19 protein-coding genes and 1 tRNA gene are annotated in these 20,990 nt (G+C 56.9%); 5 read left to right on the plus strand and 15 right to left on the minus strand.

Annotated features, from left to right (window positions below; translation table 11 throughout):
- From VL197_00325 to VL197_00395, 15 genes are all read right to left on the minus strand, one after another.
- Positions 1-344 (minus strand): dihydrofolate reductase (locus VL197_00325; protein ID HUJ16421.1); only part of this gene is annotated, 344 nt, incomplete at its 3' end.
- A 97-nt stretch (positions 345-441) separates the two neighbouring features.
- Entirely contained in the window at positions 442-993 is a 552-nt protein-coding gene (locus VL197_00330; GenBank protein HUJ16422.1) for a DUF1697 domain-containing protein, read from the minus strand.
- A 136-nt stretch (positions 994-1,129) separates the two neighbouring features.
- Positions 1,130-1,744, minus strand: a complete 615-nt coding sequence (locus VL197_00335) for a hypothetical protein (protein HUJ16423.1) — start codon at positions 1,742-1,744, stop codon at positions 1,130-1,132.
- 93 nt (positions 1,745-1,837) lie between these two features.
- Positions 1,838-2,482, minus strand: coding sequence for a hypothetical protein (locus VL197_00340; GenBank protein ID HUJ16424.1), 645 nt, complete (start codon positions 2,480-2,482; stop codon positions 1,838-1,840).
- Positions 2,483-2,641: 159 nt separating this feature from the next.
- Entirely contained in the window at positions 2,642-3,232 is a 591-nt protein-coding gene (locus tag VL197_00345; GenBank protein HUJ16425.1) for a hypothetical protein, read from the minus strand.
- 413 nt (positions 3,233-3,645) lie between these two features.
- On the minus strand, positions 3,646-4,710 hold the full coding sequence (locus VL197_00350) for a histone deacetylase (protein HUJ16426.1): 1,065 nt from the start codon (positions 4,708-4,710) through the stop codon (positions 3,646-3,648).
- An 80-nt stretch (positions 4,711-4,790) separates the two neighbouring features.
- A complete protein-coding gene (locus VL197_00355) occupies positions 4,791-5,324 on the minus strand; it encodes a hypothetical protein (protein HUJ16427.1) in 534 nt (177 codons plus the stop codon).
- 71 nt (positions 5,325-5,395) lie between these two features.
- Positions 5,396-5,734: a hypothetical protein gene (locus VL197_00360; GenBank protein HUJ16428.1), complete on the minus strand. Its 339-nt coding sequence runs from the start codon at positions 5,732-5,734 to the stop codon at positions 5,396-5,398.
- 239 nt (positions 5,735-5,973) lie between these two features.
- Positions 5,974-6,483: an AmmeMemoRadiSam system protein A gene (gene amrA, locus VL197_00365; GenBank protein HUJ16429.1), complete on the minus strand. Its 510-nt coding sequence runs from the start codon at positions 6,481-6,483 to the stop codon at positions 5,974-5,976.
- Complete coding sequence (locus VL197_00370; protein ID HUJ16430.1) at positions 6,483-7,466, minus strand: polyprenyl synthetase family protein; 984 nt, start codon at positions 7,464-7,466, stop codon at positions 6,483-6,485. The genes amrA and VL197_00370 overlap by 1 nt, the downstream gene beginning before the upstream one ends.
- A gap of 306 nt (positions 7,467-7,772) precedes the next feature.
- Entirely contained in the window at positions 7,773-8,756 is a 984-nt protein-coding gene (gene trpS, locus VL197_00375) for a tryptophan--tRNA ligase (GenBank protein ID HUJ16431.1), read from the minus strand.
- Between the two features lie 205 nt (positions 8,757-8,961).
- Complete coding sequence (locus VL197_00380; protein ID HUJ16432.1) at positions 8,962-9,681, minus strand: site-2 protease family protein; 720 nt, start codon at positions 9,679-9,681, stop codon at positions 8,962-8,964.
- A gap of 63 nt (positions 9,682-9,744) precedes the next feature.
- Complete coding sequence (gene oadA / locus VL197_00385; GenBank protein ID HUJ16433.1) at positions 9,745-11,595, minus strand: sodium-extruding oxaloacetate decarboxylase subunit alpha; 1,851 nt, start codon at positions 11,593-11,595, stop codon at positions 9,745-9,747.
- A 116-nt stretch (positions 11,596-11,711) separates the two neighbouring features.
- Complete coding sequence (gene accC, locus VL197_00390) at positions 11,712-13,127, minus strand: acetyl-CoA carboxylase biotin carboxylase subunit (GenBank protein ID HUJ16434.1); 1,416 nt, start codon at positions 13,125-13,127, stop codon at positions 11,712-11,714.
- A 151-nt stretch (positions 13,128-13,278) separates the two neighbouring features.
- The gene (locus VL197_00395; GenBank protein HUJ16435.1) at positions 13,279-15,204 is read right to left on the minus strand and encodes a penicillin-binding protein activator; all 1,926 of its coding nucleotides are present in this window, start codon (positions 15,202-15,204) and stop codon (positions 13,279-13,281) included.
- 436 nt (positions 15,205-15,640) lie between these two features.
- Between VL197_00395 and VL197_00400 the strand changes: the two genes are divergently transcribed.
- The 5 genes from VL197_00400 to VL197_00420 form a co-directional block, all read left to right on the plus strand.
- Positions 15,641-15,716 (plus strand) — tRNA-Ala (locus VL197_00400).
- A 177-nt stretch (positions 15,717-15,893) separates the two neighbouring features.
- A complete protein-coding gene (locus VL197_00405) occupies positions 15,894-17,129 on the plus strand; it encodes an integrase arm-type DNA-binding domain-containing protein (GenBank protein HUJ16436.1) in 1,236 nt (411 codons plus the stop codon).
- A 126-nt stretch (positions 17,130-17,255) separates the two neighbouring features.
- Positions 17,256-17,480 carry a hypothetical protein gene (locus tag VL197_00410; protein ID HUJ16437.1) on the plus strand — a complete coding sequence of 75 codons (225 nt, stop codon included), beginning with the start codon at positions 17,256-17,258 and terminating at the stop codon, positions 17,478-17,480.
- Positions 17,481-17,958: 478 nt separating this feature from the next.
- Positions 17,959-20,382, plus strand: a complete 2,424-nt coding sequence (locus tag VL197_00415) for a DUF499 domain-containing protein (GenBank protein ID HUJ16438.1) — start codon at positions 17,959-17,961, stop codon at positions 20,380-20,382.
- Positions 20,383-20,384: 2 nt separating this feature from the next.
- Positions 20,385-20,990 (plus strand): hypothetical protein (locus tag VL197_00420; GenBank protein ID HUJ16439.1); only part of this gene is annotated, 606 nt, incomplete at its 3' end.

Below are 20,990 nucleotides of genomic sequence, written 5' to 3' on the forward strand. Positions count from 1 at the left end.
GCCCGCGGGTGATGCGTCAGCACGAAGACGGGCGTGTGATATGGCGGCTCGTCTCCCCACCAGCCCTTCCAGCTGTCATCCGGCCACGGGCCCCGGACAGGGCCGAACATGTTGCGCCCGAGGATCCAGGCGCCGATTCCGGCAAAGCCCTGCTCCGCAATTTCGTTATCGATCCCCGTCTCACCGTCTCCGGTGCCATACATCTTCCGCCAAAGGCGCGTCTGGAAGAACCACTCCATCAGCTCAGGACCCCTGACGCCGAGCGGATTCTGGAGGTCCTGGTTCGGCCCGGCACCGTAGCCGTCGATGGAAATCGCGAAGCTTTGGACGCGGAGTTTAGACATTATATTTCTCCTTGCTGGTCACTGCGAAGTCCCGGCGATGGGCCTTCTCATGACCGGGCATGCGCATGGTATGCGGCATTCCGCGAACATCCATCCGTCACTTCGATGATCCCTCAACAAGAGCCAGGAGTCTCGTCATCGTCGCTATGTTGCGCGCCGTGCCTGATCGTTCCAGCGCACGGTCGACCTCCAACCACAGCTTACTTCTGCCGACGCCGTTTGCGCACCATAGGTACGCAACCAGCTTTCCAAGCGCCAGAGCCTCCGGACCCCAGCGCTTCTTGAGAAGCGGCTTGAGCCGGCCTTGGTCCGATGGCGTTCTGAGCACCATCACCAGCAGGCGTGAGGGATTGTCCGCCATGTCGGCAAATGGGTTGTCACGAACTGCCGCCGCGACCTCGTTTCCCGTGAGGACCGTCACACGAGGTCTGACACCAAACCTTGCATCGAGTGCCTTCTCGATCCGGGCAGCGACATCGCCATGCCCGTCGTCTGGCGCCGAGAAGACTATGTTGCCGCTATTGAGCAATGTCCGGACATCACGAAAACCAAGACCCTCAACGAGCGCCCGCAGGTCCGCCATCGCGATGCGCTTCGCGGAACCTATGTTGTTCACTCCGCGAAGTAGTGCAACCAGTCTCTTCGCCAACTCGATTCTCCCACCTAGACAAATTGAGGCAGCCCGAAGGCCGATGACTTCCTCCATGTCCGCATAACGCTAAGTTCAGTTGCGCACCGTCAAGCGTCCGCTTGAACGACGTGTTGGGCATGTTTATCACGCACCTTCACTTTGATGACGGGGTGTTTGGCACCAGAACCCCCTCAATAAAGGAGTTAGCCTCTTTTTGAAAATCAGGGTGCAGACTTTTCCCACGATGGGAATATGTGATCGCAAATCCAATGTTCTTTTGGACTGGATGTCTGCAATAAAGGTGCTCGTTCTGGAGAACAAGAGTTTCAGTCTTATTCGGTCCGGTCTTTGCCTGCCGGTCCTCGGAAATATTCTGCATCTGAACGCATGGGTAACCGCGAGCAGAGGTGAATTGATGCGTAAAATTACTGGTACTGAATCTGCCTGTTTCTGCGTCTCTCTGTGCGCCCTTGACGATGACAGCTTCAAATTCCTCCGGCGAATCAGTCTGAGGCGGATTAAAGATAGCAACCTGTGCTACAAAGCTTTCACCCGGTGCTTTGCCCTGGCGGGCGAATACCATGCCAGATGGGGAGGACTTCAGTAGTTGCCACCCTTCGGAATTTGGTGCTGCGATATTGAGTATCTTGCCGGCATAAACCTTACCGGGCGGCACATTTTGAAATTCGCGACTCGGAGTAGGAACAGCACAAGCGGAAAGACCAGCGATAGCCAATGAAAATGCACTTATTAATAACGAACGAAACATATGTTGTCCCTCCAAGTAAATGCCTAACGACGAGTTCACACGCCGCGAAGCGGTCGGCATGGAACGACGGGTTAATAATTTATCACTTCAGCCTCATTCATATATAAATCTGGGTTTGAACTGTTCGAGCCGTTTAGGAAGTCCTGACTGAACTTCAAATGTTTCAATAAAGTTAATGGCAGACTTGATTGCCCACGCTGTACATCCGTGAGTAGCCCAACGTCGTGGAAATACTGACTCACTCGCGGAGAAGAATGAGCTGGGTAAAAACCGACCAATTAGTTGTGATGATAATTTTGCGTGATCTTGCTGTACATCAAACCACTCCGGCTTAAAGTGAGTTAATGCATTGCGCAATCGAATTAATAAATTCACATCCTGTGTTGGAGCATTTCCGCGATTCAATAAGCTGGTTTGACGTAGGAGCAGCGCAAGATCATATTTATCCAATATGGGTTTTAGCTCGTAAGACTCCCATAATTTTATCAAAACATCCGTGCGAATCCCCGGAAAATTAGTTTCATGGTCAGCAAACAACTCGTTAACATATGACTCTAGCGCAGCTACTGTTAGCAGAACGTTTGCGGACGCGTTAGCAAGAATATCTTCCCAGAAAGCTCCAAATTCTTTTCCTTGATTTTCTCTTTCCAGTGCCATGACTTGTTTTGAAAACAAGCACGCTGAAATGAGATGGGGCACAGCGAGATTGGTCCGCGTACGAAGAGTAATCTGACCCATATCTGGTGCTTCTCTGTTATTTATAGGACCTTTATTATCGGGCGAATTGTTCGTCATAAAGATATTAACGCCGACGTGAGGAGCGCGATTTTCCGACCCTCTCGACGGTGTGGTTGGAAGCTGCATCACGTTGTTTGTTCTTTTGCCAGATTTGCTAGGTCACTTTACATCTGATTTGATAAATATGATTTGGTCCTTGTATACCTTATAAGATACTTCGACAGAATATTCTTTAGAGCGATCATAAATACTTGAATAAGTAATAGGTGTTGTCCAGACTATATAACCCTTACCTGAATTAAAATAATCCGAGTCCGTCTTCATATCTTGACGATTATTTTTCTGTACAGTCATTATCAGAACCATCTTATGAGTATCGCCAGGACCGATATCGGCTTTAGGACACGGCGTAAATGGGACAGGAAATTCAGCATTTTGATTGTTTGGATTATTTACATCAAGGATTGAGGATAGTGCATGTTCGGGACACTTAACGTCGGTGGCTGGCGTTTTTCCAAGATTGGTCAGTTCAAATTTCGTTTTTAGCGATATTGAGTTCTTCTTCGGATCATTTGTAATTTCAAGATAGTTATCTGACTTAGTAAATTTGACGGGCTTTATAGTAAGGTAGGGTCTATTGGTTATTTCAACCGATTGTAAAGACAACGTGCAGCTCTTGATTGAAACGCCAAGAGCGATAATAGAAATAAGCGTTACTATTGCGTCTTTCCAAGATATGTTCATTTTCACTTTTTTTTGTGAGTCGTCATTTACATCCCGTGTGATCCAGTGACCAACATGTTATTAGCGGTTCGAAATACGGTAGCATAGATTGATAGCACGGTCAATGGATTTAAGAAAAAGCTTAATGTATGCTTATGATGTTATTACAATTCGACCAAAAAGACTATTATTCACTATCTATTATTCACTATATGGAATAGCTGCAAAAGTAAATTAACATGCAGATATGGAATAGCTTTTTGGTGAGTGAGCCGCTTCAGCCTATCCGCGATGACATTCTGAAGCAGTTAATTCGGTTTTGAAACAGAAGGCAGTTCAATCTTCATTGCGCAAGGGGTACCTGAAATGGTTCGCTCAGGCTGCGGCACCACCTGTTCGAATGCCTGAAACTGCGCGGGAAGCCCTCGAACTCTTACCGGCTACTTCAGGCTCTTCCAATATTTCTTCTGATGGGCGATGACGTTCTTGATGACGCGGTCTGCAGCGGGGGCAGGTGAGGCGGATACTGTCTGAAGAGGTTTTAAAAATGCATTGAGCACGGCCCGCACTCCCTCGCGCAGGCCATCGGGATTGTACCCGCCTTCGAGCGTGAGCAATACCTTGCCGCCGCAGGTCCGCTCGGCGATGTCCCGGACAAGGGAAGAGAGGGCGCCGAAGCCTTCGCCCGTCACTCCCATGCCGCCCAGCGGGTCCTTAATATACGGATCGAACCCGGCGGAGACGAGCACGAGTTCGGGCTTGTATTCGAGGGCAATGGGCTTCAGAATCTCGCTGTAGACCCTGAGGTACTCCTCGTCCCCGAACCCGGTGGGGAAGGGGGCGTTCACGGTGAAGCCTTCGCCTGCGCCGCTCCCGACCTGGTCGTAATTCCCGGACCCCGGATAGTAGGGGAACTGGTGAGACGAAAAGAACAGGACGGACGGGTCGTTGTAGAAGCAGTGCTGCGTGCCGTTGCCGTGATGCAGGTCCCAGTCGACGATCAATATCTTTTTCAGGCCGTGCTTCTCCTTCGCGTAGGCAGCGGCGATCGCAATGTTGTTGAAGAGGCAGAAGCCCATGGCATGGTCCGCTTCGGCATGATGGCCGGGAGGGCGGACGAAGGCGAAGACCGATGACGGGGAGGCGAGTGACGAGGGACGAGAGACAAGAACATCAACCGCATTGAGCAATCCGCCGGCGGCAAGGCGGGCGATCTCGTAAGAGCGGCTGGACGTGCCCGTATCGGGATCGAGCTGCGTACGGCTCCTGCCCTCGGTTTCCGCAACGGCCTGGATATAGAAGGGATCGTGGACCAGGGCAAGTTCATCGGTTGCAGCAAGACGGGGCTGGATGAGCGGGAGCTCCCTGAATTCTTTATCGATGAGATCGTGGATCACACGCAGCCGGTTCGGGCTCTCGGGATGGCCCTCGCCGGCGTTGTGTTCGAGATAGCGGTCGTCTCTGATGATGGCTAAGGAGGTCATGATCGGAGATGAAAAGGTCATGTATGAACACGGATCAACACGGATTCAGGAAAAAATTTCACGGACAGGATTCTTCCGGCAAACCGTGTTCATCCGTGGTTTCAGGACCTGTTCCCCTGCGGTTTCGCGATCGGCGGCGGCGCCATTTCCTTGTAATTCTTCACGCTCATCGATTCAAGGAACTTCTGCATAGCGGGAGGGTTCGGGAGCACGGCGGGCAGCTTCGCGTCCGGAGCGCATACGGTGAGGACGGTCTTCACGAGGTCCTGAACGCTGAACTCGAGGATGTCCTGGGCCTGCTTCGGCGTCGCCGCGGTGATCAGGAGCGTGCTCTCGCGGTACCAGCCGTCGCCCCGGGGTGTCATGGGGCCGCAGGCGATATGCTCGGCGTTCTTCGTTTCGACCCCCCATTTGCGCGCGAAGGCCGAGACGTCGGCGCGCAGCAGCTGAAGCCCCTTGAACGCCGGGTTCGAGCAGATGCCGGCCTTGCCCCAGCAGAGAGGGTCGAACCGGGAGATGTTGATCCCGCAGCAGTAGGTGTACGCTTTCTCTCCCAGCTCCGGGGCCTGGCGGATCACGATATAGAGGTAGTCATTCTTGTACTCGAAGGAGCGGATGCTCTGTCGTTTGTTCATGGTGGGTCCCTTCTTTCTTCCCGCGCTCGTGAGGATCCGTCAGGAGAAATTCCCGTTGCTGATGCTCCCTGCTACTTTGTCTTGGAGCTCTTTTTCTTTGACGTTTTCTTTGCCGCGGGCGCCTTCTTCTTGGCGGGGGCAGGCTTGGCCTTCGCCTTGGTCTCCAGCTGGGCGAGCTTCTTCTTCAGGTTCTCATTCTCCTGGGTCAGGTCCTTGACCATCTGCTCGAGCTTCACGTTGTCGGACCTCACCATCTCGAGTTCCTGCTTTGCGGCATTGCGCTCGGAACGGGCCTTGCTCGCGGCGGCAACGCTCCAGACCAGAAGCACAACCACCAGCGCTGCGAGCGAGAAGAATATGAGTTTCGCCTTCTGTGCGTCGTCTTTTTCGGTTCTTTCTTGTCTCTCCATGGTGTTTTCCTATGACCTCCTCTTGGGTTGATGAGCTGACAATAAAAATTGAACAACTGATAGAATCACGTAACCACAGATGAACATCCCCTGCTGTTGCCAAAGCGCGGGGACAGGCAGGTGCGGCTTTGCCGCACACACGGATACGAGCTGAGGTTTTAATACCAGGACTTTGTCTTTATCCGTGAGGCGAAGCCCCGTGTGAGCAGAGCTCCCGTGGTTCCAAGGGAAAACATTTTTCAATGATACCGCTTCACTTCGAACCGGAACAGCTTGACCGGCGTCCCGGGAGGGATTCCCGCCTTCTGCATGGCAATGGCCACCTGGTACTCGACCGTATCGACGCCTTCGAGGTCCGGCAGTAGCAGGCCACGCCTGTTGCCGGCCTGCACGATCACGCCGTATTTCCGGGGATCCAGTTCGGACTTGTCAGCGACCGGCTCCGGCTGCGTGAGCACATCGACGGTATAGTCTATATCGCCAAGCTCCTCGGAGCTGACGCAGGGAAAACGCGGATCGCAGGTGGCGGCGCTGACCGCGTTGCGGACTGTCTCCTGGGCTATGGTTGGTTCGGTTGGCTGGAAGGTTCCGATACACCCGCGAAGCGTCCCTGCTACTTTGAGGCATACAAAAACGCCGGCCTGCTCGTCGAATTCGTGCGGAAGTTCGTCCTTCCCGACCTCCCGCACCTTTCTGTTCCTGACGTAGAGTTCGACGGTTTCCTTCGCGAGCCGGACGAGGGGATGCATTACATCTCCCGCTGCACCACGTAATCCGCGAGCGCCATCAATGCCTGGCGCGGCGGCGAATCGGGGAATATGCCGAGTTCCGCTTTTGCCTGGTCCGAAAAAGCCTGCGCCAGGCTGAGCGATTCTTCGACGGTGCCGTATTTTACCATCAGGCCGAGTGTGTAGGTGAGGTCCTCGTCGGTGATGCTCCCGGCCGCCAGGATATCCTTGAGCCGCTCCCGTTCCCCGGGCTCCGCCTTCCTCTGCAGATAGATGAGGGGAAGGGTCACCTTGCCTTCCTGCAGGTCCTTGCCCAGCACCTTGCCGAGCCGTTTCTGGTCGGCGGCGTAATCAAGCGTGTCATCGGTGATCTGGAACGCCAGCCCGAGCTTCTTCCCGTAGGCGGACAGGGCGTCCTCCTGCGACAGGGGCGCCTTGCTGATGATCGCGCCAAGACGGCAGGAAGCTGCGATCAATACGCCGGTCTTGCACTCGACGAGCTTGAAATAATCAGCCTCGGTGATGTCGAGGTTCTGGATCTGCATGAGCTGCAGGACCTCGCCCTCGGACATGGTGGTCGTGGTCTCGGACAGGACATCCATGACCCGCTGGTTCTGAAGCCGGACCCCGTGGTAGAGGGCTTTCGAGTACAGGTAGTCGCCGACGAGGATGCTGGCCTGGTTGCCCCAGAGGGAGTTTGCGGCGGATTTGCCGCGACGGATCTTGGCCTCATCGATCACGTCGTCGTGCAGGAGCGAGGCCGTGTGGATGAATTCCACGACGCCGCCGATGGTGTATTCCGCGTTGTGGTCCCGGCAGCCGCAGAGGCGGGCCGAGAGCAGGTGCAGGAGCGGCCGAAACCGCTTGCCGCCCGCGCCGAGGATGTAGGTGCTGACCTGCTGGATAAGGGGAACGTCCGTGCCGAGGCTTTCATGGATCCGGTGCTCCATGCGCTCCATGTCGGATTTGAACTCTTTCAGGACGTCTTGAATGGTGGTTATCATGAGGTTTTCCCGCTGTTTCTGAAAGAATAATAGGGGAGACACGGAGTGTTGTCAAGGGATTTCGTGGAAGGACGAAGCAACGTTTTGTAACCACAGGTCCCGCTATGTGCGGGACGCACGGGTGAACACGGATGGTGACAAGCCGAAACCGGCGGCAGGGTCCCCATGCAGAAGTCGGAGGGGCCTCTGGATTGGAAGTTGATGTAACTGCAGGCAAACTGCCTGACAACAGCGACGCGTGAGGGCCTTTACCTGTGTTCATCTGTGTGTCATGCGGAGCGTGACCCGTGGTTACGATCTGTTTCTTTACAGCTTCATTGCTTCCTTCACCAAGGCCATGGTCTCCGCGGCAATAGCGCGCGCTTTACGCGACCCTCCCTGCATGATTTCGGTCACCTTCTCGGGATGGGCGGAGAGCTCCTTGCGGCGGTCCTGGATGGGCTTGAGATACGCAAGGAGGTGCTTCAGGAGCTCCTTCTTGTCGTCCACGCACCCGATGCCGGCGCGGCGGCACTCCACGTTGACGTAGTCGCACCATTCCTTGGGCGCGAAAATCCTGTCCAGCGCAAAGAGCGGGCAGACGTCGGGATTGCCGGGGTCCTGTCTCCGTATCCGGGCAGGGTCCGTGATCATCTGCATGACCTTCTTGGTGATCGTCTCGGGGCTGTCCGAAAGGTTCAGTGTGTTGTTGTAGCTTTTGCTCATCTTGCGCCCGTCCGTGCCGGGCAGCTTCGGATATTCGGTCATGAGCGGCTGGGGCTCGGGGAATACCTCACCGTAGAGGCCGTTGAACCTGCGGCAGATCTCGCGGGTAAGCTCCAGGTGGGGAAGCTGGTCGACGCCCACGGGAACGAAGTTCGCCTTGTAGATCAGGATGTCCGCGGCCTGGAGAACGGGATAGCCCAGGAACCCGTAGGTGTGGAGGTCCTTGTCCGCGACCTGCTCCATCTTCTCTTTATACGTCGGGACGCGCTCAAGCCAGGGCAGAGGCGTGGACATGGACAGGAGCACATGGAGCACCGCGTGGTCGGGCACGAGGGACTGCTGGAAAATGACGCACTTTTCCGGGTCGAGCCCGGCCGCGAGCCAGTCGATCACCATTTCCCGGACATGGGTGCGCTGTTTCGAGGTGTCAGCATAGTTCGTCGTGAGCGCGTGCCAGTCCGCGATGAAGTAATAGCACTCGTACTGGTCCTGGAGCTTCCTCCAGTTGTCCAGTGCGCCCATCAGGTTGCCGAGGTGCAGGAGGCCGCTCGGCTGCATTCCGCTTAGGACTCGCTTCTTCGTCATAGAAATATCCTTTTTGAAACCACAGGTCCCGCTCGGCGGGACACACGGATAAACGCGGGTGAAGACCTAAAACATGATACGTTGAACCAAGAAAGCAGGATGTACTGCCGTAATGCCTGCCGCCCCATCTGTGCGTGCGGCATAGCCGCACCCGTGTTCATCTGTGGTTACATGGTTTCGCAGGGGCATCAGTGGTCCACGTTCGTCAAAAGAATTTTTCTCCCAGGAGCAGCATCAGGATAAAGCCCACAACGGGGGCCATGACCTTGCCCAGGATGCCGAAGCCGAACAGCGCAAGGATGATCAGCATTCCGTAGGGCTCGAGCCGGTAGTAGGCTGCAGCCTGCCTGCTCGGGAGCAGCCAGTAGGCGACCCTGCTTCCGTCGAGCGGCGGGATCGGGATAAGGTTCAGGACCGCGAGTACCACATTGATGATAACTCCGTAGGTCAGCATGAGGCTGATGGGAAGTGCGAACCAGTCCCATGCCGTTTTCGGCGCGCCCAGGTGAAGAAGGGGCAGGGCGAGGCGCAGGACCACGGTGAAGAGAAGCGCCATGGAAAGGTTGACGCCCGGGCCCGCAAGGGAGGAAAGGGCCATGCCTTTTTTCGGGTCCTTGAAATTGTAGGGATTGATCGGGACCGGCTTGGCCGATCCGAACACGAATTTCCCGTCCGTCAGAATAAAGAGCATGAGCGGCATGATGATCGTGCCGAAGAGGTCGATATGGGAGATCGGGTTCAGTGTCAGCCGGCCCATGTCCCGGGCCGTGTGGTCGCCGAGCTTGTTGGCCACCCAGCCGTGGGCGACTTCGTGCAGCACGATGGCAAACACCAGCGGCGGCACCATGACGATTATCTTCTGGATCAGGGAGAGTTCTTCCATTTTTATAAAAGGCCTTTTGAAGCGGATAGGGACCGGTGTCATGATGGCCGATCCTGGATCATGGGTCAGATATAGTACAATCAGCGTCCTTCAGTGTCAAAAAAATTATCTCACGATCACCAGCGCCTCGTCGGGGTTCACGCTGTCGCCTTCCTTGACATAAATCTCCTTCACTTCGCCGCTGACCGGCGTATGGACCTCGTTCTCCATCTTCATGGCCTCGATGATCAGCACCGTATCGCCTGCCTTGACCTTGTCGCCGGCCCTGACCTTGAGCCTGATCACCGTACCGGGCATGGGAGCCGTCACGTCGCCCGGCTCTTTCGGCTTCGGCCGCTTGGACTGCCCGCCCACGTTCGGCGCGATCATGCCTTCTTCCGACGGGACCACCTCCACGAGCGCCTCGATCAGCACCTCGACGAGCTGGTTGTCGACCCAGACGAAATAGGGGCGCTTGCCCTCGGACTTGTGGCCCTTGCCGCCGACCTTGACGTGGTAGGACTCGCCGTGGACGTTGATCATGAACTCCGACGGCGCGAGGGTCGGGCCCGCATCTGCGGGCGCTTCAACCAGCGGCTTCTTCGGCTCCTCGGGCGGGAAGCCCTTGTCCCGCAGCTCGGCGAACTCGGCAAAGATCTTCGGGAACAGGGCATAGGAGATGACGTCCTCCTCGGATCTTGCCTTGTCGCCGGCGTCGCGGCGCGCCTTCTCGATCTCCGGCTCGAGCAGGTCGGCCGGCCGCACCTCTACGACCGGTTCGTCGCCGAGGATCTTTTTCCTGATCTCCTCGTTCACGGGCGCGGGCGGCTTGCCGTACAGGCCCTTGAGGTAGTTCTTCACCTCGCTGGTGACCACCTTGTAGCGTTCGCCGGTCAAAATGTTGAGAGTCGCCTGGGTGCCGACGATCTGGCTGGACGGCGTCACGAGCGGCGGGAACCCGAAGTCCTCGCGCACGCGGGGGACCTCGGCCATCACCTCTTCCATCCGGCCCAGCGCGTTCTGCTCCTTGAGCTGCGACGCCAGGTTCGATATCATGCCGCCGGGCACCTGGTAGATGATCGCGTTCGGGTCGATGCCGGTGTACTCGCTCTCGAAGGCGTTGTACTTCCTGCGCACGGACTTGAAATGCTCCGTCACCTGTCCGACGAGCCTGAGGTCGAGCCCCGTGTCACGGGGCGTGCCCCTCATGATATGGATGATCGTCTCGAGGGGAGGCTGGCTCGTGCCTCCCGCCATGGACGAGGCGGCGCAGTCCACGATGTCGATGCCGGCCTCGATGGCCTTGAGCGTCGTTGCCACGGACATTGCGCTCGTGTCGTGCGTATGGAGATGGATGGGAAGGCCCACGGCCTTCTTGAGCTTGAGCACGAGATCGTAGGCATCCAGGGGGGCGAGCAGGCCGGCCATGTCCTTGATGCAGACCGTGTCCGAGCCCATATCCTCGAGCTTCTTGGCCATGTCCACGAACACTTCATTATTGTAGATAGGGCCGAGGGTATAGCAGAGGCAGCCCTCCACCTTGCCGCCGTACTTGATCGTGGCCTTGACGGAGGACTTGATGTTCCGGAAGTCGTTCAGGGCGTCGAAGATGCGGATCACGTTCATGCCGTTCTCGATGGCCTTCTCGACGAACTTCTCGACCACGTCGTCGGCATAATGACGATAGCCGACCACGTTCTGGCCGCGCAGCAGCATCTGGAGCGGTGTCTTCGGGAAGGCCTTCTTGAGGCTGCGCAGCCGCTCCCAGGGATCCTCCCGCAGGAACCGGAGGCAGGTATCGAAGGTAGCCCCTCCCCAGACCTCGACGGACCAGAACCCGATGGAGTCCATCACCTCGGCGATGGGCAGCAGGTCCTCGGTCCTCATCCGCGTGGCCAGCAGGCTCTGGTGCGCGTCGCGCAAGGTGGTGTCCATGATCTGGACTTTCTTCGGTGCTGTCTTCTTACTGTTCGGCATCGTTATGGTTCCTCAATTCAAAATCTTTGACACTGATCTACACTGATTTGTTATGAAAAAACGAAGATTCGATCATGTCCCTTCATAGCTTGATCTGTGTCCGTCAGTGTCAATGTTTAGACCTTCGAATGGGCGATGATCGCGGCCGCGATCGCGATGGCCGTGTCGTTCGGGTCCTTCTCGTGCCGGTACAAAAGCTTCTCAGCCTGCTCCTCCACATAGCTCGTCGTGAAGTTGCCGGAGATGAACTTTGGGTCCTCCATCACTTTCTTGTAATAGGGGATGGTGGTCTTGACCCCGCGGATCACGTATTCGCTGAGGGACCGGTGCATCCTGCGCACGGTCTCGTCCCAGGTGTTCCCGCGCACGATGAGCTTGGCCAGCATCGAGTCGTAATGGGGCGGCACGGTATAGCCGCGGTACACGTTGCCGTCGATGCGCACGCCGTACCCGCCGGGCGAGTAGTAGGCCGTGATCTTGCCCGTTGCGGGCAGGAAGTTGTTCAGGGGGTCTTCGGCGTTGATCCGGCACTGGATGGCGTAGCCGCGCAGGACGACGTCCTCCTGCCTGACTGGAAGCTTCTCGCCCGCCGCGCTCCGGATCATGGTCTGGACCAGGTCGATGCCGGTCACCTCCTCGGTGATCGTATGCTCGACCTGGATGCGCGTGTTCATCTCGAGGAAATAATAGTTCCTGTTCCTATCCACCAGGAACTCCACGGTGCCCACGTTGTCATAGCCCACGGACCTGGCGACCGCGACCGCGGTCGCGCCCATGGCGGCCCGCAGTGCGTCATCGAGGATGAGCGACGGCGCGATCTCGACGAGCTTCTGGTGCCTTCGCTGGAGCGAGCAGTCGCGTTCGCCGAGGTGGATCACGTTGCCGTGCCTGTCCGCCACGACCTGGAATTCTATGTGGTGCGGCTCTTCTATGTATTTTTCGATGAAGACGGCGTCGTTGCCGAAGGCCTTCTTCGCCTCGCCGATCGCCAGGGGAAGCATCCTGCGCACGTTGTTCGCGTTCCAGCAGACCCTGAGGCCCCGTCCTCCCCCTCCCGCCGATGCCTTCAGGATCACGGGGTAGCCGATCTGTTCGGCTGCTGCAACGGCCTCTTCCTCCGAATGGAGCGCGGTCGTGCCGGGAATGACGGGCACGCCGGCCCCGGCCATCTTCTGGCGCGCCTCGATCTTCAGGCCCATCTCCCTGATGGCGCTTGGATTGGGCCCGATGAAGGCGATGCTGGCGTCGGCGCAGGCCTGGGCGAACTCGGCATTCTCCGACAGGAAGCCGTAGCCCGGATGGATGGCATCTGCGCCGAGCTGTTTTGCCAGATCGATGATGCCGTAGATGTTCAGATACCCGGCGAGGGGTCCGGGACCGATCAGCGCGGCCTCGTCGGCCTTCTTGACATAGAGGGTCGTGGCGTCCGCCTCGGAATGGATCGCGACGGTCCGGATGCCGAGCTCATTACAGGCACGAATGATCCTGAGCGCGATCTCGCCGCGGTTGGCTATCAACACCTTCTGGAACATGGGATTTCTCCGAAAAAGGACTGCAAAAACGGAATTCGATACTAAGGGATAACGCGGGGTGTTGTCAAGGGAAAACCGGGTTAAGGAGCCTTTTGCAACCACGGGTCCCGACGGGACCGGGAAGCACGGAGAAGGGTACCCTGACAAGGCTTCATTTTTCAGCAGTGAGGAGGGCGAACCTGCCATCCTCGATCCGGATGAGGAACAGCTTCTTCTGGGCTTCCTGGGAACCCGAAAACGTCGCAGTCCCGGTGATGCCCGGGTAGTCCTTCATTGCCAGGAGACCGTCCCGTACGGCCTGAGGCGTGTCCTTATGCTCCTTCAGGAGCGAGAAGATCATCATCGCCGAATCGTAGGCCTGGGCGGCCAGGATGTCCGGCTCTTCCTGGTATGCGGACCGGTAGGAGTCCACGAACCCCCTCACGCCCGCCTCGATGCTCTCGGGGAAGAAGCCGTCCACAAAAACGGCACCCTCGACGTACCGGCTGGCCCGGTCTATCAGGTCCGGGGAGTGCCAGTTGTCGGAGCCGATCAATGCCACGCCGGTAATGTTGTAGAAGGCGAGCTGGGGGATCAGCAGGCCGACCCGCTCGGCATAGCCGGGCAGATAGAGGGCATCGAACCCGGGCCGGTATTCCTCGAACAGCTTCTTTCGCTGCGCTTCTTCCTCGGGGATCGGCACCTTCCGGGAGCGGAGGTCGATCTCCATGATCCGGCGGATGTAGGGGCCGAAGTCCTTCGTGTCCGGCGGGTAGGCGATGGTCGCGATGATCTCGCCGCCCCGGTCCAGTTCCCGCACGAACAAGTGCGACAGGTCCTTGCCGTAGGCATCGTCGGGATACATGAGCACGAACCGACGCAGCTTCATCCCGAGCGCGTACTGAGCGGCGGCGTGCGCCTGGCTGTCGATGGTCAGGGCATTCCTGAAGATCCAGGAGGTCTTTACCGCGAATCCGGAGCGCCCTGCCGCAGGCCGGAGGAAGGGGATGTGGAGCGTTTCGAGCACCGGAGCAAGGGAGTCCTCTTCGCGGGCGGTGATGGGGCCCAGGCCCGCGACGATTCCCTTCGCGGCAAGTTCCTTCAGGCCGGCGACTGCCTTGTCCGGCGAACCCTCGGTGTCCTGCACGATAAGCTCGACGCGGTTCTCCGGCTCCTGCAGGTTGTAGGCATGGACCGCCAGCTGTACCCCTTTGAGGACGCGGTCGCCGAACGAGGCGAGCTGGCCCGTCTGGGGCACGAGGGCTCCGACGAGATACCGGGGTGCCGTCAATCGGGTTGTTGCCTCGTTCAGCAGCATCTCGGCGCGGGTCTTCTCCGGGTGGGAGGGGAACCGGTCAAGGAACTCCTTGCTGACCCTGACCGCGTCGCGGTACTGCCGCTGCTCGATCAGGAGGGCCGCGAGCCGGAGCTGGGCGATGTCCGCGGGATAGGCGGTACCGGAAGCGGCCTTTCTGAGTTCATCCTCATTCAGGTTCTTGTCCACGATCTCGCGGACGCGGTCGCGGTATCCCGCCTGCTGTTTCGCATTCGCGGCGTGGTCGGCCAGGTACCCGAACTCCTTCAGAGCCTGGGCGTAGTTCTTCCGGGCCAGGTAGGCGGAGGAGAGCATTTCCGAGATGGATCTCAGCTGGGCGGGGTCGGTGATCTTGCTGCGGTCTTCGAGATTGGCGACGGCGAGATCGTATTCCCCGAGCTCGAAATAGCATCTGCCCAGCTTGAATTTCGCGTCGGGAATGAACGGCGAGGCTGGATATTTTTCGATGATCTCTTTATAGGAACTGAGCGCCTGGCGATAGTCCCGCTTGAACAGGCGTATATCTCCGAGCAGGTGCAGGGCCCGGTCCCGGTGCCGGCTCCGGGGATACTGGGCAAAAAAAGCATCCGCCGTCTTCACCGCCTGGTCATACTGCCGCCTGGCGTAGAAGCCCTCGGCCTCGCTCAGCATCGCCTGCGCATCTTTTTCCCATTCAGGTTCGGGCGGGAGCGCGGGCGCGCATCCGGTCGAGAGAAGAGCGGCCGCGAAGGAGAGCAGAAGCAGCAGGGCAAGGATTGTGGAGAATGAACGCCTGAGCGGCATGCGGGCTACTTCCCTTTCTTGTTCGCGGCTTCGGCGAGGGCCGCCCTACGCCTTGCTCTCAAGGTTTCCTCTTTGCGTTTGCGTCTGCGGGCCAGTTCCTTCTGTCGTTCACGCACGGATATGTCTCCTTTCACGGAAAATCGGCTTCAAAAAGCCTGCACACTATAGCTGAGACTGGGGCATTTGTCAATACGGGAGAGAATGAGTGTCAAGCCAAAATAGAAATGTCCTCCAGGAGAGACGGAATACAGAGGGCGGAGGTCAGAGGACAGGCCGAGGATTTTCCATGAGGACGAAGTCACACCTCTGCGAGAGTGACGTCTGAACTCTGATTCCCGAACTTTTTCCTTGATTTCTTCGAACCGATATATTAGATTAACCGCTGTTAAAAGCTCGTGTCTGTTCTCTGGACGTCTGCATTCTGTCTTTATCATATGGGCGAGTAGCTCAGCTGGGAGAGCGCCGCGTTCGCAATGCGGAGGCCGAGGGTTCGATCCCCTTCTCGTCCACCAATTTTCCATCCAATAGAGCCTCACAAAGTGAAAAAGCCGCTGAAAATAGCGGCTTTTCTCATTCTGCTTGCCTTTCCTCGTCCTATGTGATATGCATAAATCCAGGCGTTTTGGGTATACGATTTCGAGTCGCGTATACCCAAAGCAAAGTGCGTATACCCAAAAGGAGAGGAGCCTATGCCGAAGCGTATTGTTCCCCTGTCTGATCCAAAAATCAAGAAAGCGAAACCTCAGAAGAAGCAAGTCACGCTTTTTGACGGCGGAGGATTATTTCTCCTCGTAACGCCGACGGGCGGCAAGCTCTGGCGCTTCAAGTATCGCTTCGCGAACAAGCCAAGACTTCTCTCCTTCGGCTCTTATCCTGAAATCTCCATTGCCACTGCCAGAAAGAAGCGCGAAGAAGCGAGGATGCTCATTGCAAACGGCATCGACCCTGGCCAGGTGCGCAAGGCGCAGAAGGCCGCAGGCATCGCAACCACGGAAAACAGTTTTGAGGTCGTGGCGCGGGAATGGCATGAGAAGTTTTACGACCGGTGGACGCCCGGCCATGCGGCTACATTAATGAAGCGTCTTGAGCGGGAGGTATTCCCTTGGATTGGAGCAAAGCCTATCGGTGAAGTGAGAGCCCCTGAGTTGCTGAGTGTTCTCCGGCGTGTGGAGTCGAGGGGCACGCTCGACACAGCGCACCGAATCAAGATCCTCGCCGGGCAAGTATTCCGTTACGCGATCGCTACCGGCAGGGCCGAGCGCGATCCCTCGGCAGACCTGAAAGGTGCGCTTCCGCCGAAAAGACAAGAACACCTTGCGGCAGTCACGGAGCCGAAAGAGGCGGCGGCTCTTCTCCGGGCTATCGACGGCTATAGCGGCTCGTTCATTGTGAAATGCGCGTTGCAGCTTGGCGCGTTGTTCTTTGTGCGTCCAGGAGAACTGCGTCACGCCGAATGGTCTGAAATGGATCTTGACGCAGGCATCTGGGCAATCCCCGGCCCCAAGATGAAGATGAAACAGCCTCACATCGTACCGCTGTCGCGTCAGGCCAAAGAAATCCTGGAATCTTTGAAGCCGCTTACGGGCAGCGGGCGGTATGTGTTCCCGAGCCACCGTTCGACATTGCGGGCGATGAGTAACAACGCTATTCTTGCCGCGCTGCGTCGTATGGGATACACCAAAGACGAAATGACCGGCCACGGATTCCGGGCCATGGCCCGCACGATCCTCGACGAAGTCCTCCACGTCCGGGTTGAGTACATCGAGCATCAGCTCGCGCATACGGTTCGTGATCCGAACGGCAGGGCATACAACAGGACCGCGCACCTTGACGAACGGAAGAAGATGATGCAGCAGTGGGGCGATTATCTGGACGGGCTCAAGTCAGGGGCGAAGATTCTTCCGTTTCCGAAAGTGGCAGGGTGAGCATATGAAGCTTGATACGATCAAAGCATTGACAGAAACCTGATATATGGTATCGTATTACCAATATGGCGGGTTGCGCCAAGAAAGTAGAGCTCCTGTGTCACGAGATGTGGGGAAGCGATGAAAGTGCGGAACATCAAAATTGCGATCAAATCCGATGCGGAGCTCCTGAACGAAGTCAAGGACGTGGTCGGAAAGATTGAACGCGGCGAGAAAGTCAAAAAGCATGAGGGCGTTTCCTTTGACAGCATCGATGCCATGAGAAAGGTTCTGACCGAAGAGCGCTTGCGGGTCCTCTGGGCCATCAAGAAGGAACATCCGAGTCTGTCTATGAGCTGGCGAAAAAGCTGAAACGGGATATTAAGAATACCTTTAACGATGTGCAGTTTCTTGCCGATGCTGGTTTGTTGGAGCTCAAGAAGACCAAGGACGGTCGGGAGAAAACCATGCCTCTTATGAATTACGACAATATCATACTTGAGATCACGGTGTAGCCAGCATTCAATATAATGAAACACCAATTATGAGAGGCCCTGGGATAACCCAGGGTTTTTTATATTTATATTCAACTGCCAACACCGTAAATGTTATTTTCTTGACACTTCAAGAATTCTGTGTTATTCTACCATTCATGATAGACCGACGCTATGAATCAACAGAATCTCTTGATGGTGTTATCGACCTCGAACGTCTTAGGTCCGGTCCAGCGGACAGTCTCGAGCGCAGTGCCCAACGGTTCTTCGAGCTGACGTATCTTTCCGAGGACCTCCATAAGGTTCTCAAAGGACTCAGCAGGAGATTCAAAGAGGGGGCTGGTCCGGGGACCGTCTTGGCCCAAGCGGTCAAGGGTCTTGGGAAATCTCATACTCTTCTCTTAGGCTATCATCTCTTCGCGAGCCTTACCGAAGCAAAAGCCTGGACCGCTAAAGCCGGTTACGACTGGTCCCCGCCGAAGAATCCCGAAGTCATTGTCCATAAGTTTACAGATCAATCAATGCCAGGCGATGCGCTTTGGATGCTGATCGGGCAGCGGCTCAAGGCCAAGTGGAGCGCAGAGCGGGCACCTGACCTCGATGATTTCCGAGCTGCCATTAAGGATCGCCATCTGGTTCTTATCCTCGACGAGTTGGAACGGGGTATTGATATTATACCCGATTCGACCAAGCGCAGTCAGAACATAGCGTTCCTCCAGATGCTGAGCGAAGAGGCCAGCCGTGAGGGGAGTCATCTGACTCTCTTCGCCGCTGTTTACGACGGAAACAAGGAGCCGGGTTCCACGCTCAAGCGGACGCAGAGAATAGAGTTACATTTCCGCAAACCTCAGGATCGGGCATCCATTGTTCGGCACAGACTGTTTAAGAACGCCGATAGCTATGACAAGGAGTCTGCACGCTCGCTTATCCATTCATACATCAACACATGGCGTCGCTTTGGTATGGAAGTGCCCGATGGCTACGTTGGTCGCATGGAGGAGTCCTTCCCGTTCCTCCCCGATCTGATAGAGCTGGTCTTTGAGCGAATAACGGAAAGCGGGGGATTTCAGGGGACACGAAGCGCATTGGGCCTGCTCGGCGCCATGCTGGACGCAACTCCTGAAGGTTCCTATCTGATGACCGCATCTCATTGTCGCGTGACTGACCCGGTTTGCGCGGACCGTCTCTCCGATCTCGATCCTGGCGGCTCGCTGATCAATCCTGCTGCTGGCAATTACCGTGATCTTGCCGCACAGCCGTACGCGGAAGCTATTGCATCGGCGGTACTGCTGGCGAGTCTGGTGCCGGGCGGCCGCGCTGTCGGCATGACGACCGATGAGCTTGTGCGGCATGTGGTCAAGCCCGGCGATGATCCGAATCAGTATCATGCCGGTCTCGAGGCGTTCAGAAGATATGGGACCTATTTCCACGAGCGCGAGGGTCGCTTCCTTTTCGATCTGGTGGAAAATGAATACGCCAAGGTCGAGCTCGATGCAATGCGGCACAGCGACGACACAGCGCGCGAGCAGATCATTCAGCTTTGGCTGCAGGAGGTATTTCGGGATAATCATCAGGCGGTCATTTACCGCGATCTGGAAGAAACAAAGCTGGCGCTTCAGGGCTTTTCCAGACACGGTCAGCGATATGTCTTAGCGCCTCGTCGCTTGTCCCAGGCGGAGCGGTTCGCTCTCTATCAGGGGCTTGAGCTGCGCAACCAGGTGCTCTTGCTTGAGCCGCGCGACCCGAGAGTGGATCATCTTACAAATCCCGACCTGCTGGCGCTTGCCAAGCGCCTCAAGGCTGCGCGGCTGCTTGCCGCATCATCTTCGAACGCTGAACGCCGAACAAAGTTCGAACAGATCGAACGGGCGCAGGTACAGCAGATCCAACGAACGTTAAAGTCCGCAGGGTTGTTGTATATCAGGATCGAGCGCTGGGGCGATCAGGCGTCGCAGACGCAGTTTGAGGAAGAAGGCTTGGGACAGGCCAGCAGCAAAGAGGAAGTGCTTACATACCTTCGTTCTCAGGTCTTTCCGCCTTCGCTTATCGAGGAACACCTTCGGCGCAATCTTTCGGGCTTCTTCGGTCAGAGGGTGGAGCAAATCGAGCGCGCCTATCGAAACACTTTAGGTTATCCTGTCCCGCTGACCGTTACCATGGTGACGGATATACTTCGGTCCCTTGCAGCAGATCGAAATCCTGTTCTCGGTTTGCAGCATCCAAGAGGGAATTTCTGCGGAGAACGTGCATCACTCACGGATTCTGAACTAAATCAGGCTGTGGTCAGCACACCATGGCAGACGCCGGCCGAGAGGCCCGAGCACCGCGCACAGCCAGGTACTCCAGCGACCGCACCTGTTACCGCGACGGAGCAGGCTACAGAAACTGAAGAAGGAGCGGGTGAGCAGCCGCCATCCACTCCCGCGATCATGGTTGAAGAGAGAAGTACTCCGTCCTGTCGCAGTCTTGGCGAGCTTCGTCAGCAGACAGCCGCCCGCCTCACTGATATGGACGATCCGATCGTTCGAACAGTGCGTTTCACCATTTTCGCCGATTATCGTGGCCAGGACCTGTCCGGCCTGCCTGCCGCGTATCGCGGCGCGTTGTCAGGTTCAGGTGATGTAGGCGTGCAGCTCGATATCATGGTGCCTGGACCGATGACCAAGGCGGGATTGGAACAGCATTGTGAAAAACTGCCTAACCTGACGGGGGCAAGTTACATGGCGCGTTTCAGCGTTGAGCTTCAAAATGAAGGTCGCAGAAACCGGGAGGGCGCATAAAAATGAAAGCCGCTCTGGATCGCGCCCTGATTGAACGCCTTACGCAGCCCGGCCCTCGCTTGCCGGGTCTTGAAAACTGGCTGCTCACGGAAGTGTGGTCGCAGGAAGCCTTTGCCGCATCGGGCAACTCGCCTAAGGACTATCTGCGGCGCGGAGAAGTACTAGTGAATGAGAGGGAAAATGCTTTACGAAGCTCGGCTTCATCACTCTTTGCTGAGCTGACCGCGCCGCCGTCAGAGGAAAAGGCGGTCGCCTCCTTCTTCGGGCGCAACCAGAAAAGCGCTGTCGTGATATTGGACGGCTGTTCGCTTCGGGAGATGCCGAGGCTCATGGCCCTGGCAAAGGACTCCCGGCGGGCTGTTCTGGAAAGCGGATGCAGCCGCGCCGCTGTGCCGAGCGAGACCGAATATTTCATATCCGAGCGTCTCGGCCTTGGGCTGCCGAAGGACATCGGTCCATCGCAGCTCACCGGCCGTGGGGAATTGAAGCAAATGAACATCCGGTTTTACTACTACGGCCAGACCAGCGATCATCACACGATCAGAGATGGCGACGAGTCAATGCTTCTATGGTCCCGGTTTCCGGACCAGCGCTACACCGACAGCACG

It is taken from the genome of Nitrospirota bacterium (genome assembly GCA_035516965.1).
Classification (GTDB): domain Bacteria; phylum Nitrospirota; class UBA9217; order UBA9217; family UBA9217; genus MHEA01.

Excerpts from the sequence above, each read along its gene's own strand:
- VL197_00335 (HUJ16423.1), bottom strand. The coding sequence starts at position 1,744 with ATGTTTCGTTCGTTATTAATAAGTGCATTTTCATTGGCTATCGCTGGT.
- VL197_00340 (HUJ16424.1), bottom strand. The coding sequence starts at position 2,482 with ATGGGTCAGATTACTCTTCGTACGCGGACCAATCTCGCTGTGCCCCAT.
- VL197_00395 (HUJ16435.1), bottom strand. The coding sequence starts at position 15,204 with ATGCCGCTCAGGCGTTCATTCTCCACAATCCTTGCCCTGCTGCTTCTG.
- amrA (HUJ16429.1), bottom strand. The coding sequence starts at position 6,483 with ATGCATCCCCTCGTCCGGCTCGCGAAGGAAACCGTCGAACTCTACGTC.
- oadA (HUJ16433.1), bottom strand. The coding sequence starts at position 11,595 with ATGCCGAACAGTAAGAAGACAGCACCGAAGAAAGTCCAGATCATGGAC.
- VL197_00370 (HUJ16430.1), bottom strand. The coding sequence starts at position 7,466 with ATGATAACCACCATTCAAGACGTCCTGAAAGAGTTCAAATCCGACATG.
- VL197_00355 (HUJ16427.1), bottom strand. The coding sequence starts at position 5,324 with ATGAACAAACGACAGAGCATCCGCTCCTTCGAGTACAAGAATGACTAC.
- VL197_00350 (HUJ16426.1), bottom strand. The coding sequence starts at position 4,710 with ATGACCTTTTCATCTCCGATCATGACCTCCTTAGCCATCATCAGAGAC.
- VL197_00405 (HUJ16436.1), top strand. The coding sequence starts at position 15,894 with ATGCCGAAGCGTATTGTTCCCCTGTCTGATCCAAAAATCAAGAAAGCG.
- trpS (HUJ16431.1), bottom strand. The coding sequence starts at position 8,756 with ATGACGAAGAAGCGAGTCCTAAGCGGAATGCAGCCGAGCGGCCTCCTG.
- VL197_00360 (HUJ16428.1), bottom strand. The coding sequence starts at position 5,734 with ATGGAGAGACAAGAAAGAACCGAAAAAGACGACGCACAGAAGGCGAAA.
- VL197_00380 (HUJ16432.1), bottom strand. The coding sequence starts at position 9,681 with ATGACACCGGTCCCTATCCGCTTCAAAAGGCCTTTTATAAAAATGGAA.
- accC (HUJ16434.1), bottom strand. The coding sequence starts at position 13,127 with ATGTTCCAGAAGGTGTTGATAGCCAACCGCGGCGAGATCGCGCTCAGG.